Source organism: Caulobacter sp. ErkDOM-C, from assembly GCF_048541825.1.
Lineage (GTDB): Bacteria > Pseudomonadota > Alphaproteobacteria > Caulobacterales > Caulobacteraceae > Caulobacter.
Window position 1 is genome coordinate 3,663,071 of record NZ_CP183332.1, and the last position, 12,282, is coordinate 3,675,352.

The window sequence follows — 12,282 nt, forward strand, 5'->3', positions numbered from 1 at the left end:
GAAAACGGACGTCGTAAACGCCCCTTAACCCTCTTGCGGCAAAAGATGCTGGTTCGAGAGTTCGGTACCCGGTGTTTCGGAGAGTTTCATGGCGCGAGCGGCGCGGCGTACGACGGCGGAGCTGTTCTGGGATGCCATCCGCTACGGCTGGGCCCAGCCCTGGTCGGCGCGGTTCCGCGGCGGTCTGGTCACCGTGGTGGGCGCCGGCCTGCTGCTGGCTGTCGCCACCTATAACGCCGCCGATCCCAGCCTGAACGCCGCCACGGGGCAAAGCCCGACCAACGCCCTGGGCGGGGCGGGCGCGGCCGTGGCCGATATCATGATCCAGTCCCTGGGCCTGTCGGGCTGGGGCGCCTCGCTTCTGATGCTGGTGTTTGGCGTCACCCGCGTGTCGCAGGCCGATCCGGCGGCAGAGCGGCGCGACCTGCGCCAGCGCGCCGGTATCGGGACCCTGGGCCTGCTGGCCCTGGCCGGCCTGCTGTCGGCGCCGGCCCCGCCGGCCGCCTGGCCGCTGGAAAAGGGCTTGGGCGGGTTCTGGGGCGACGGCCTGTTGCACCTGATCGCCGCCATCTTCGATTTCGCCCGCGTGCCCGGCGCCCGGCTGATCGCCGCCATCCTGCTGGCCATCGGCGCCGCCATCGCGCTGGGCTACGCCATCGGCTTCCGCCGGTTCGACCCCGAGGCCATCGCCCACGCCGTCGGCGACGCTCTGCAGCCGCGCGAACGCGCCGAGCCTGAGCCTGTGGCCGCCGCGCCCAAGCCCCCTCGCGCCCGCAAGACAGTCGAGACCCCTGTCCCGCCGCGTCGCCCGGCCCGGCCCGAGGCCCCCGAACAGGCCTATACGCCGCCGTCCGCCGCCCATGACGACGCGGACGAGGACGAACCCGTCGCGGCCCGTCCGCTGGCCATAGCCAAGCCCAAGACCCTGCCCAAGGACAGCGGCCGCGAGCAGCGCGAGCAGCAGAAAGCCTTCAATTTCAACGACGAAGGTGGCTTCCAGCTGCCCGAACTGGCCATGCTGGCCAAGGCCAAGCCGCGCTCGTCCGACGTCGACGCCGCCGCCCTGCGCCAGAACGCCCGCCTGCTGGAAAGCGTGCTGGCCGAGTTCGGGGTCAAGGGCCAGATCGACCAGATCCGTCCTGGCCCGGTGGTCACCATGTACGAGCTGGTGCCCGCGCCGGGCGTCAAGACCGCCCGGGTCGTTGCCCTGGCCGATGACATCGCCCGCTCGATGAGCGTGATCTCCTGCCGCGTGGCCGTGGCCCAGGGCCGCAACGCCATCGGCATCGAGATGCCCAACTCCAAGCGCGAGACGGTCTATCTGCGCGACCTGCTGTCCAGCAACGACTACGACAAGTCCACGTCGATCCTGCCCATGGCCCTGGGCGAAACCATCGGCGGCGAGCCCTATATCGCCGACCTGGCCAAGATGCCCCACCTGCTGATCGCCGGCACCACCGGCTCGGGCAAGTCGGTCGGGGTCAACGCCATCATCCTGTCGATCCTCTACAAGCTGCCGCCGGACAAGTGCCGCTTCATCATGATCGACCCCAAGATGCTGGAGCTCAGCGTCTATGACGGCATCCCGCACCTGCTTGCGCCCGTCGTCACCGATCCCAAGAAGGCCATCGTCGCCCTGAAATGGACCGTGCGCGAAATGGAGGACCGCTATCGGCGGATGTCCAAGATCGGCGTGCGCAACATCGGCGGCTTCAACGACAAGGCCAATGAGGCCCTCGACAAGGGCGAGCATTTCGAGCGCACCGTTCAGACGGGGTTCGACGACGCCGGCCGGCCGATCTACGAGACCGAGCAGATCCGACCCGAGCCCATGCCCTATCTGGTCGTGGTGATCGACGAGGTCGCCGACCTGATGATGGTGGCCGGCAAGGACATCGAAGGCGCCGTCCAGCGTCTGGCCCAGATGGCCCGCGCCGCCGGCATCCACCTGATCATGGCCACCCAGCGTCCGTCGGTCGACGTGATCACCGGCACCATCAAGGCCAACTTCCCCACCCGGATCAGCTTCCAGGTGACCAGCAAGATCGACGCCCGCACCATCCTGGGCGAGCAGGGCGCCGAGCAGCTGCTGGGCCAGGGCGACATGCTCTACATGGCCGGCGGCGGGCGGGTCACCCGTCTGCACGGACCCTTCGTCAGCGATGGCGAGGTCGAGGCGGTGGCCCGGTTCCTGCGCGACCAGGGCACGCCCAACTATCTGGAAGAGGTCACCGCCGGCGGCGACGAAGAGCAGGAAGAGGCCATCGAGGGCGCCTTCGGCGGCGAGGGCGGGGCCAACGATCTCTACGACCACGCCGTGGCCGTGGTCACCCGCGACCGCAAGGCCTCGACCAGCTACATCCAGCGCCGCCTGCAGATCGGCTACAACCGGGCCGCGTCCCTGATGGAGCGGATGGAGAAGGAGGGCGTGGTCGGCGCCGCCAACCACGCCGGCAAGCGCGAGATCCTGGCGCCGCCACCCCCGGGGCTGTAGGGCGCGTCTCGAGCCAACCGCTCGCCCGCCGCCTTACGCCCCGGCCACCTTGAATGTCGCATGGGCCCGCGCCACCGGCTTGCCGTCGGCCCGCACCGTGGCGTCGGCGTAGCACAGGCTCTTGCCGGGCTTGATGAAGTCGGTGTCGAATGTCAGCCACTGGCCCAACTTCGCCGCGCCCAGATAGTCCAGGCTCAGGCAGACGGTGACCAGTCCGCTGGACGGGATGGTCAGCGCCTTCAGCATCACGCCGCACGACAGGCCCATGGCGTTGTCGGCCAGGGCGGCGATCAGGCCGCCATGCGGGGCGCCACGCGAATTGGTGTGGGGCTCGCGGATCTCGATCCCCAGCACCCAGCGGTCCTCGCGGATATCGGCATAGAGCGGCTCCCACGGGGTGGTCAGGGGGCTGTGACGCGTGTGAAGCGTGAAGGGCTCTGGCGGCTGGAAGGTCATGGCCGGTCTCCGATCCGCAATTCAAACATGTGTTTGAATTGACGGCAAGCACCATCGGCGTGCTAGCGTCGCCACGCAATGGGGGATCCGATGGCCAGGGACAACGGCGCGCGAAAGCTGGATGCAGCCAAGGTGGTCGACACGCTGGACCATCTGCGCATCCGCGTCGCCGAGCGCTTTCCCGACTCCGGTCTGGCCCAGGTCTGCGAGCAACTGACCCTGACGGCGCGCACCACCGCCCAGAGGGCCAGGCGGCTGTCGCGACCCTATCTGGGACTGCGCCTTCTGGTTCTGGCCATCGTCCTGATCGCGATCCTGGCCGAGCTGGCCCTGATCGTTCGGCTGGACTGGCTGACCACCCTGCGCGGCGCCGACGCGCTGCGCCTGGCCCAAGGGCTGGAGCCGGCGGTCAATCTGATCCTGCTGTCGGGCGCCGCAGCCTGGTTCCTGGTCTCGCTGGAAACCCGCTGGAAGCGCGGTCGGGTGCAGAAGGCCCTGCACGAGCTGCGCTCCTTCGCCCACGTCATCGACATGCACCAGCTGACCAAGGACCCCACCCTGGTGCTGGGGCCGCGAACGCCGTCATCGCCGGTGCGCGAGATGAACCGTTTCCAGCTGGCCCGCTATCTGGACTATTGCGCCGAGATGCTGGCCCTGACCGCCAAGCTGGCGGCCCTCTATGCCGGCGAGAGCGATGATCCGGTCATTGTTTCGGCCGTCAACGACATCGAGACCCTAACCTCGGACCTGGGCCGCAAGATCTGGCAGAAGATCATGATCCTGGGGCAGCTGGACGAAGCCCGTTCGGCCTGACCCGTTGAGATGACCTGAACCGGAGCCGAGGGGAGGCGTTCGATGTCCATGCGCGCCTTCGCCCACCTGCTGGACCGGCTGTCCCTGACCAGCTCGCGCAACGCCAAGCTGACCCTGATCGAGGACTTCCTGCGCGGCCAGCCTGATCCCGACCGGGGTTTCGCCCTGGCGGCCCTGACCGGCGCCCTGTCGTTCTCGGCGGCCAAGCCGGCCTTCATCCGCAAGGCGGTCGAGGCGCGGATGGACGCCCAGCTGTTCGCCTGGTCCTATGACTTTGTCGGGGATCTGGCCGAGACCGTCGCCCTGGTCTGGCAAGCGCGGCCGGGCCCCAATCGCGAGCCCGAACTGTCCGAAGTGGTCGAGGCCCTGCGCACAGCCTCGCGCGGCGAGGTCCAGCGCCTGATCGAGGACTGGCTGGATGCGCTGGATCCCGACGGCCGTTGGGCGCTTTTGAAGCTGATGACCGGGGGCCTGCGGGTGGGGGTTTCGGCGCGGCTGGCCAAGCAGGCCTGCGCCAATCTGGGCAAGGTCGAGATCGGGCAGATCGAGGAGGTCTGGCATGCGCTGGAGCCGCCCTACGGAGATCTCTTCGCCTGGCTGGAGGGGCGCTCGGAGCAGCCTTCGCCCGACGCGCCGGGGCGCTTCCGGCCGGTGATGCTGGCCCAGGCCATCGACGAGGCCGTGGATTTTGCCAGGCTCGACCCGGCCGACTATGTGGCCGAATGGAAGTGGGACGGCATCCGCGTGCAGGCCGTTTCGGAGCGCGGCGAGCGGCGGCTCTATACGCGCACCGGCGACGACATCTCGGCGACCTTTCCAGACGTGCTGGCGGCTTTGGAGTTCGACGGGGCGCTGGACGGCGAGCTGCTGGTGATCCGCGACGGCGCTCTGGCCTCTTTTGGTGACCTGCAGCAACGGCTGAACCGCAAGACGGTGGACGCCAAACAGCTGGCCGCCTTTCCCGCCGGCATCCGCGCCTATGACCTGCTGCTGGACGGCGAGACCGACGTGCGCAGCCTGCCGTTCGTCGAGCGCCGAGCGCGGCTGGAAGCCCTCGTGGCCAGGATCGCCAGCCCGCGCATCGACCTGTCGCCGCTGCAGCCGTTCGAGACCTGGGAAGCCCTGGCCGTCCTGCGCGGCGAGCCGCCGGAGGGCGACGCGCGGCTCTCGGAGGGCTTGATGCTCAAGCGCCGCGACAGTGTCTATGAGCCGGGCCGACCCAAGGGGCCGTGGTTCAAGTGGAAGCGTGATCCCCGGCTGATCGACGCGGTGCTGATGTACGCCCAGCGCGGCCACGGCCGGCGCTCGAGCTTCTATTCCGACTTTACCTTCGGCGTCTGGCGCGAGGACGAGCAGGGCAGCCGGACCCTGACCCCGGTCGGCAAGGCCTATTTCGGCTTCACCGACGCGGAGCTGAAACTGATCGACAAGTTCGTGCGCGACAACACCGTCGAACGCTTCGGGCCCGTGCGCTCGGTGCGCGCCGATCTCGACTTCGGCCTGGTGTTCGAGGTGGCGTTCGAGGGTCTCCAGCGCTCGACCCGTCACAAGTCGGGTGTCGCCATGCGCTTTCCGCGCATCAGCCGCATCCGCTGGGACAAGCCGGCGCGGGAGGCCGATGAACTGGAGACCCTGGAGAAGATGTTGGACTGATCGGGCTGGCCGTTGGCGACGCCCTAAGCGTCCCCGGTGTGGAACAGCCGGCCCTTTTCAGTGATGATCACGGCGACCAGGCCCGCCAGGCCAAAGCCGGTGAAACCCAGGGTCAGGGGTACCACCGTGCCGTCGAACAGCTGGCCGATCCAGAAACCTAGCAGGGCCCCGCCAATGGTGGTGATGAAGCCCTGCACCGAGGCCGCCGTGCCGGCCAGGTGGCCCAGAGGCTCCATGGCCAGCGCACCGAAGTTCGACATCGTCAGGCCAAAGCAGAACATCATGCAGGTCTGCAGGATGGCGAAGGTCCACAGGGTCTCGTGGCCCGCCAGGGCGATCACCGCGTGGACAGCGGCGAAGGCGATATAGCTGCACAGGGCCACGTGCGAGACCCGCCGCATGCCCAGCTTGCCGACGATCCTGGAATTGACCAGCGAGGCGATGGCGATGCCCCCTGCAATGCCGGCAAAGATGACGGTGAACAGCTTGCCCGCCCCCAGCACGTCGACAAAGACCTGCTGGGCCGAGTTGAGGAAGCCGAACAGGCCGCCCAGCACCAGGGTGGCGGCCAGGGCGTAGCCGATAGCGACACGGTTGGTCAGGCAGGCCTTGAAGGCCGCGATTACGGGCCCTGCCTCCAGCGGAACACGGTCCTGCGGATGCAGGGTCTCGGGCAGCTTGACCGCTGCCCAGCCGATGACCAGCAGGCCGAAGATCGCCAGGACCAGGAAGATCCACGGCCATGGCGCGACCAGCACGATGGCCTGGCCCACCGACGGGGCGATGATCGGCACGGCCAGGAAGACGATGAACGACAGCGACATCACCTTGGCCATCTCCCGGCCGCTATAGCAGTCGCGGACGATCGACACCGACAGCACCCGGGTGGCGGCCGCGCCGACGCCGCACAGGGCCCGGGCGATCAGCAGCATCTCGAACGAGGTGGAAAAGGCGCACAGACCGGCGAACAGCACATAGAGGGCGAGGCCGACCATCAGCACCGGCTTGCGTCCGAAACGGTCGGCCAGCGGGCCGTAGAACAGCTGCGCCGCGCCGAAGCCCAGCAGATAGGCGGTGATGATCCACTGATGCTGGTTGGCGCTGGCCACGCCCAGGGCATGGCCGATCTGCGGCAGGGCCGGCAGCATGGAGTCAATGGCCAGGGCGTTGGTCGCCATCATCGCCGCGATCAGGGCAACGAACTGCTTGAAGCCCATCCCCGGATGCGGCGGGGGGGAGGTCTGCTCTGCGTGCGACATGGGAACCCTCGGTCTGGACGACGTCCGACCTGAAGGGGCGACGCTACGCCTGTCCTATAGCCCCCCGATGTGACGGGCGACTAGCCGCCGCCGCCCTCGCGCCTAGCCGTTGAAGGCGCGGATCGCGTCGATGATCTTCTGCTGCTCGGCCGCTTCCAGATACGGGTGCATCGGCAGGGCCAGCACGGTCTCGGCCTTGGTCTCGGTGACTGGCAGGCCGCCCGGGCCGCGCGGGAAGTCCGCATAGGGCGCCTGGATATGCATCGGCACCGGATAATAGACCGCCGTGGGAATGCCCTGCGTCTTCAGATGCGCGGCCAGGCCGTCGCGGTTCTCATGCTCGATGACATATTGCGCCCACACCGAGACGCCGCCGTCGATCACCTTGGGAACCGCCAGCACCGCGCCTTCAAGGCCCGCCGCATAGCGGTCGGCCACCGTCTGACGCAGCTGGATCTCTTCGGCGAAGATCGCCAGCTTCTCGATCAGGATCGCCGCCTGGATCGTATCCAGCCGCGAGTTCATGCCGATGCGGGTGTTCAGATACTTGGTGTCGTGGTCGAAGGTGCGACCCACCAGGTCAGGCGCCACCGCCTTGCCGTGGACGCGGTAGCTGTCCATCAGGTCCCACAGGTCCTGGTCGTTGGTCAGCACCGCCCCGCCATCGCCGTAGCAGCCCAGCGGCTTGGCCGGGAAGAAGCTGGTGGTGGCCATGTCGGCCCAGTGCAGCGGGTGATGGCCGTTCAGCGTGCAGCCAAAGCCCTGGGCGCTGTCGGCGATCAGCTTCAGGCCTTCGCGGTCGCAAATCGCCTTGATGGCCGGATAGTCGGCGGGCTGGCCGAACAGATCCACCGCGATCACGACCTTGGGTGTCAGCTTGCCCTGCGCCTTCACGCTGGCGATCGCGGCCTCCAGCGCGGCGGGATCGAGGTTGAAGGTGTCGGGCAGGATATCGACAAATACCGGCGTCGCATCGACCCACGGCACCACTTCCGGCGTCGCGGCGAAGGTGAAGGACGGACAGAACACCGCGTCGCCCTTGCCGATGCCCCAGGCCATCAGCGGCAGGGCGATGGCGTCGGTGCCGTTGGCGCAGGACAGGGCCAGCTTGGCCTCGCCAAAGGCGGCCAGTTGGGCCTCGAACGCGCGAACCTGTGGACCCATCACATAGGCGCCGCTGTCGAGCACGCCGGCGATGGCGGCGTCGATCCTGTCGCGGATCCGGCGTTGCTGGGCGGCCAGGTCGATGAAGGGCATGCTCATGGGCGGCGCTCATAGAGGCGGATCGAGGCGAGTTCGAGCCAATTGATGTAACCGACTGTTTCGCCGGAACGAAGCGGAGCCTCGCGGCCGGGGTCGGGAACGGCCCTCTGGCCCTGTTCGTTGACCGCTTCGCGCGGGGGCGCCATCGAGAGGTCCATGACCAAGCCCACCGTGATTCCGCCCGACGCCAGCCTGCCCGCCGTCGCCAACATTTGGGCCGACGAGACTGTACTGGGGCACTTCCTCGACTGGGTCGGCAAGGTGGCGGTCAATCTGGTGGTCGCCGCCCTGATCCTGGGCCTGACCTTCTGGCTGGCGGGCTGGGCCGCCAAGGTGGTGCGCCGGACCCTGGGACGCGTCCACCGCAACAACCCCGACCAGACCCTGGAAACCTTCGGCGCCTCTCTGGTGCGCTATGCGGTGATCGCCGTCGGCCTGGTGGCTGTGCTGCAGCAGGTCGGCGTCCAGGCCACCTCGATCATCGCCGTCCTCGGCGCGGCGTCGCTGGCCATTGGCCTGGCCCTGCAGGGCGCCCTGTCGAACGTGGCCGCCGGGGTGATGATCCTGCTGTTTCGGCCTTATCGGGTCGGCGACGTGATCGAGACCGTGACCCGGGTCGGCACGGTCAAGTCGCTGGATCTGCTGTTCACCGAGATCGCCACCTTCGACAACGTCAAGGTGATGATCCCCAACAGCAAGGTGTTCGGCGATGTCATCCTGAACTATTCGGCCCACCGGACGCGCCGCGTGGACGTGCTGTTCAAGGTGCCCCTGAAGACCGATCTGGTCGCGGTGCTCAAGCGCCTGCGCGAGCGGGCCGAGAGCGACCCGCGCATCCGCAAGGAGCCGGCCGTGCAGATCGAGGTCACCGACCTGTCTGAAGCCTTCGCCCAGGCCGCGATCCGGGCCTGGACGGCCAGGGAGGATTTCGCCTCGGTGAAGACCGACCTGATGCTGACCGCCCATCTGCTGTCCGAAGACCCGGCGCGCACCGACCTGCCACCGCCGCGTCCGACCAAGGCCGTGGATCCCTCGCCGGCCATGCCGGGCGAGGAGGAGCATCATCTGATGTTCAAGATGCCAGGGCCGCTTCGAGGTCGGAAATCAGGTCCGAGCAAGCCTCGATCCCCACCGAAAGCCTGACCAGGCCTTCGCTGATCCCTAGCGCCGCACGCTGCTCGGCGGGGATCGAGGCGTGGGTCATGATCGCCGGATGTTCGATAAGGCTTTCCACCCCGCCCAGGCTTTCGGCGAGGGTGAACAGCCGCGTGCGCTCCAGCATTCGCCGGGCCGGGGCCAGGCCGCCCTTGATGTCGACCGAGATGATGCCGCCGAAGCCATTGAGCATCTGGCGCTTGGCCAGCTCATGCTGTGGGTGGCTTTCCAGACCCGGATAGATCACCCGACCGATGTCGGGCCGGGCTTCCAGCCACTTGGCGATGGTCAGGGCGCTCTGGCAGGCCCGCTCCATGCGCAGGGCCAGGGTCTTGACGCCGCGCAGGGCCAGGAAGCTGTCGAAGGGCCCCAGAACCGCGCCGACGGCGTTCTGCAGGAACTTCATCTGGGCGGCCAGTTCAGCGTTTTCGCCCACCACGGCGACGCCGGCGACCACGTCGGAGTGACCGTTCAGGTACTTGGTTGCCGAGTGCATGACGATGTCGAAGCCCAGCTCCAGCGGCCGCTGGACATAGGGGCTGGCGAAGGTGTTGTCGGCGACGGTGATCAGGCCGCGGGTCTTGGCCAGGGCGGCGATGGCGGCCAGATCGGCCAGCCGCAGCATCGGATTGGTCGGGGTCTCCACCCAGATCATCTTCGTCTCGGACGTGATCGCCGCCTCGATCGCCGACAGGTCGCCCATGTCGACGAAGCTGAACTTCAGGCCCGCCGAGCGCTTGCGCACCTTGTCGAACAGCCGGAACGAGCCGCCATACAGGTCGTCGCTGGCGATCACATGCGCGCCGCTGTCGAGCGTCTCGAGAATGGTCGAGGCCGCCGCCAGGCCCGAGGCGAAGGCAAAGCCCGCCGTCCCGCTTTCCAGATCGGCGATCGACCGCTCAAAGGCGAAGCGGGTCGGGTTATGGCTGCGGCTGTATTCAAAGCCCTTGTGCTCGCCGGGGCTGGACTGGACATAGGTCGAGGTCGCGTAGATCGGCACCATCACCGCCCCTGTGGTCGGGTCGGGGAACTGGCCGCCGTGGATCGTGCGGGTGTCGAAGGCCAGGCGGTTCTTGCCGGGGAGGTCGGTCATGGGCGGCTTTCGGAACGAAAATAGCTAGGCATTGTTGCGAGGGAGAGTCCTCAGAATGTCTTGAAGATCCTGAGCGCCGTGAAGAATGCGTCGGATCACCGGCGGTCGTGGACTCGCGTCATAGACGGCGACGTAGGGAAAGCCGGGCACAATCGCGAACCTGTATGGCGGTGAGGCCAAGTCTGGGCGTTCGACGCCGATCTCAGGGAAGTCGCCGATTTGCCTGGCGACCGCGGCGACCGCTCTTGGAAAGCGTCGCGCCGCGGAAACGTTGTCCTGAGCGATGACGCGCGCCACGTTGTAAATGTCGCGCCGCGCGCCTGGGCCTAGAATGGCCGACATCTATCCGACTGCGGTCTTGGCTTTGTTTTCGGCGTCGATGCCGTCGATGAGCTCATCGATTTCGGCCATGACCTCCTCGACCGTGAAGCAGCCATCGCGGTCGGCCTCGGCCTCGGCCTCTTTAAGCATCGCCATGAACGCCGCCTTGCGCGCTTCCTGGTCCTGCAACAACCGAAGGCCTGAAATCAGGACCTCGCTGACATTGGGATAGCGGCCATCGGAGACGCAATCCTGAGCGAAGGTTTTAAGCGCCGGAGGTAATTCCACCTTTAGGGTCATGCGATCCTCGTTTCGATCCTCGCCGCCTCAGCATGACTCCGCGAGAACATTTCCGCAACAGTCACCCCGCCATCCGCAGGTGATTGATCAGGTCCACCCGGGTGATCACGCCCAGGAACTGCTCGCCCTCGCAGACCAGGGCCACCTCGTCGCGATCGAAGACCTCCGGCAGGGCGTCGACGCCTTGCGTCGACTGCAGGGTGTTGACCGCGCGGGTCATCGCCTCGCCCACCGGCGTCTTGAACCGCAGGTCGCGATCATCGTCCTCGACGGCGGCCAGGATGTCGCTCTCGTCGAGAATGCCCACCAGCTTGCCGTGATCGACAACCGGCAGCTGGCTGACGTCGCTGGAGCGCATGCGATTATAGGCGGTCAGCAGGGTGTCGTCCGAACCGATGGCCACCACTCCGCCGTCGACATAGCGCTTGGCGATCAGGTCGCGCAGGTCGCCATGTAGCTCCCGGCCGTCGAAGCCATGGGCCGCCAGCCAGAAGTCGTTGAACATCTTGGTCAGATATTTCGAGCCGGTGTCGCAGACCAGGGTGACCACCCGCTTGGGCTCAGTCTGCTCGCGGCAATAGCGCAGCGCCGCCGCCAGCAGGCAGCCCGCCGATGAGCCGCCCAGAATGCCCTCCTTTTTCAGGAGCAGACGCGCGGTGTCGACGCTCTCGCGGTCGCTGATCGAATAGGCTTTCGAGACCAGGTCCATCTGGGCGTTGTCGGGGATGAAATCCTCGCCGATGCCTTCGACGATCCAGCTGCCGGCCTCGCCGAACGTGCCGGTGGCCACATAGTCGCACAGGATCGAGCCGACCGGGTCGGCCAGCACCATCACCGTCTTGGGCGAGTGCTTTTGCATGTAGCGGCCGATGCCCGTCAGGGTGCCGCCCGAGCCGACGCCCACCACGATGGCGTCGATGTCGCCGCCCATCTGGGTCAGCAGTTCCGGCGCGGTGGTGGTCTCATGCGCCAGCGGATTAGCCGGGTTCTCGAACTGGTTGACATAGATCGAGCCGGGGATCGACTGGGCCAGGGTCTGGGCCATGTCTTGGTAGTATTCGGGATGGCCCCTGCCGACATCGCTGCGGGTCAGGCGCACGTCCACGCCCATGGCCCGCAGGTGCAGGATCTTTTCCCGCGCCATCTTGTCGGGGACGATCAGGATCAGCCTGTAGCCCTTCAAGGTGGCTACCTGGGCCAGGCCCAGGCCGGTGTTGCCGGCCGTGGCCTCGATGATCACGCCGCCGGGCTTGAGGCTGCCATCGGCCTCGGCGGCGTCGATCATGGCGCGGGCGATGCGATCCTTGATTGAGCCGCCGGGGTTCTGGTTCTCCAACTTTAGGAACAGGCGGCAGAGGCCGGTGTCGAGGTTGCTGACCTCGACCATCGGGGTGTTGCCGATCAGGTCGAGCGCCGAACCGACTATAGGAGGGAGGTAAGGGACCAGAAGGCCTGGTTTGGGGTCGTTCATGGCG

At 67.3% G+C, this 12,282-nt stretch carries 11 protein-coding genes; 4 read left to right on the forward strand and 7 right to left on the reverse strand.

The window, feature by feature from the left end; genetic code table 11:
* Window positions 1–88: 88 nt before the first annotated feature.
* Window positions 89–2,494: a DNA translocase FtsK 4TM domain-containing protein gene (locus ACN2C8_RS17735; RefSeq protein ID WP_419253352.1), complete on the forward strand. Its 2,406-nt coding sequence runs from the start codon at window positions 89–91 to the stop codon at window positions 2,492–2,494.
* 33 nt (window positions 2,495–2,527) lie between these two features.
* Here the strand turns inward: ACN2C8_RS17735 and ACN2C8_RS17740 are convergent, their stop codons facing one another.
* A complete protein-coding gene (locus ACN2C8_RS17740; RefSeq protein ID WP_419253353.1) occupies window positions 2,528–2,950 on the reverse strand; it encodes a PaaI family thioesterase in 423 nt (140 codons plus the stop codon).
* A 90-nt stretch (window positions 2,951–3,040) separates the two neighbouring features.
* Between ACN2C8_RS17740 and ACN2C8_RS17745 the strand changes: the two genes are divergently transcribed.
* Together ACN2C8_RS17745 and ACN2C8_RS17750 are read left to right on the forward strand one after the other, a co-directional pair.
* Window positions 3,041–3,763, forward strand: a complete 723-nt coding sequence (locus ACN2C8_RS17745; protein WP_419253354.1) for a hypothetical protein — start codon at window positions 3,041–3,043, stop codon at window positions 3,761–3,763.
* Window positions 3,764–3,805: 42 nt separating this feature from the next.
* Window positions 3,806–5,416 carry a cisplatin damage response ATP-dependent DNA ligase gene (locus tag ACN2C8_RS17750; protein WP_419253355.1) on the forward strand — a complete coding sequence of 537 codons (1,611 nt, stop codon included), beginning with the start codon at window positions 3,806–3,808 and terminating at the stop codon, window positions 5,414–5,416.
* Between the two features lie 23 nt (window positions 5,417–5,439).
* On the opposite strand, the gene ACN2C8_RS17755 is transcribed toward ACN2C8_RS17750, so the two are convergent.
* Complete coding sequence (locus ACN2C8_RS17755; RefSeq protein WP_419255915.1) at window positions 5,440–6,633, reverse strand: multidrug effflux MFS transporter; 1,194 nt, start codon at window positions 6,631–6,633, stop codon at window positions 5,440–5,442.
* A gap of 144 nt (window positions 6,634–6,777) precedes the next feature.
* Window positions 6,778–7,938 (reverse strand): DegT/DnrJ/EryC1/StrS family aminotransferase, encoded by a 1,161-nt coding sequence (locus ACN2C8_RS17760; protein ID WP_419253356.1) that lies wholly within the window; start codon window positions 7,936–7,938, stop codon window positions 6,778–6,780.
* A 156-nt stretch (window positions 7,939–8,094) separates the two neighbouring features.
* Here ACN2C8_RS17760 and ACN2C8_RS17765 point away from each other — a divergent pair, with 156 nt between their 5' ends.
* Entirely contained in the window at window positions 8,095–9,081 is a 987-nt protein-coding gene (locus ACN2C8_RS17765) for a mechanosensitive ion channel family protein (protein ID WP_419253357.1), read from the forward strand.
* Here the strand turns inward: ACN2C8_RS17765 and ACN2C8_RS17770 are convergent.
* From ACN2C8_RS17770 to ACN2C8_RS17785, 4 genes are all read right to left on the reverse strand, one after another.
* Window positions 9,011–10,186, reverse strand: a complete 1,176-nt coding sequence (locus ACN2C8_RS17770) for a trans-sulfuration enzyme family protein (RefSeq protein WP_419253358.1) — start codon at window positions 10,184–10,186, stop codon at window positions 9,011–9,013. The genes ACN2C8_RS17765 and ACN2C8_RS17770 overlap by 71 nt on opposite strands.
* A gap of 24 nt (window positions 10,187–10,210) precedes the next feature.
* Window positions 10,211–10,528: a type II toxin-antitoxin system RelE/ParE family toxin gene (locus ACN2C8_RS17775; RefSeq protein ID WP_419253359.1), complete on the reverse strand. Its 318-nt coding sequence runs from the start codon at window positions 10,526–10,528 to the stop codon at window positions 10,211–10,213.
* Window positions 10,529–10,807: a type II toxin-antitoxin system ParD family antitoxin gene (locus ACN2C8_RS17780; RefSeq protein ID WP_419253360.1), complete on the reverse strand. Its 279-nt coding sequence runs from the start codon at window positions 10,805–10,807 to the stop codon at window positions 10,529–10,531. It lies immediately after the preceding gene.
* A gap of 61 nt (window positions 10,808–10,868) precedes the next feature.
* Complete coding sequence (locus ACN2C8_RS17785; protein ID WP_419253361.1) at window positions 10,869–12,278, reverse strand: pyridoxal-phosphate dependent enzyme; 1,410 nt, start codon at window positions 12,276–12,278, stop codon at window positions 10,869–10,871.
* Window positions 12,279–12,282: the final 4 nt, after the last annotated feature.

What these genes read in the sequence shown, in the direction of transcription:
- ACN2C8_RS17740 (WP_419253353.1), bottom strand. Translation starts at nt 2,950, where the DNA reads ATGACCTTCCAGCCGCCAGAGCCCTTCACGCTTCACACGCGTCACAGC.
- ACN2C8_RS17775 (WP_419253359.1), bottom strand. Translation starts at nt 10,528, where the DNA reads ATGTCGGCCATTCTAGGCCCAGGCGCGCGGCGCGACATTTACAACGTG.
- ACN2C8_RS17755 (WP_419255915.1), bottom strand. Translation starts at nt 6,633, where the DNA reads ATGGGCTTCAAGCAGTTCGTTGCCCTGATCGCGGCGATGATGGCGACC.
- ACN2C8_RS17750 (WP_419253355.1), top strand. Translation starts at nt 3,806, where the DNA reads ATGTCCATGCGCGCCTTCGCCCACCTGCTGGACCGGCTGTCCCTGACC.
- ACN2C8_RS17745 (WP_419253354.1), top strand. Translation starts at nt 3,041, where the DNA reads ATGGCCAGGGACAACGGCGCGCGAAAGCTGGATGCAGCCAAGGTGGTC.
- ACN2C8_RS17760 (WP_419253356.1), bottom strand. Translation starts at nt 7,938, where the DNA reads ATGAGCATGCCCTTCATCGACCTGGCCGCCCAGCAACGCCGGATCCGC.
- ACN2C8_RS17735 (WP_419253352.1), top strand. Translation starts at nt 89, where the DNA reads ATGGCGCGAGCGGCGCGGCGTACGACGGCGGAGCTGTTCTGGGATGCC.
- ACN2C8_RS17785 (WP_419253361.1), bottom strand. Translation starts at nt 12,278, where the DNA reads ATGAACGACCCCAAACCAGGCCTTCTGGTCCCTTACCTCCCTCCTATA.
- ACN2C8_RS17780 (WP_419253360.1), bottom strand. Translation starts at nt 10,807, where the DNA reads ATGACCCTAAAGGTGGAATTACCTCCGGCGCTTAAAACCTTCGCTCAG.
- ACN2C8_RS17770 (WP_419253358.1), bottom strand. Translation starts at nt 10,186, where the DNA reads ATGACCGACCTCCCCGGCAAGAACCGCCTGGCCTTCGACACCCGCACG.
- ACN2C8_RS17765 (WP_419253357.1), top strand. Translation starts at nt 8,095, where the DNA reads ATGACCAAGCCCACCGTGATTCCGCCCGACGCCAGCCTGCCCGCCGTC.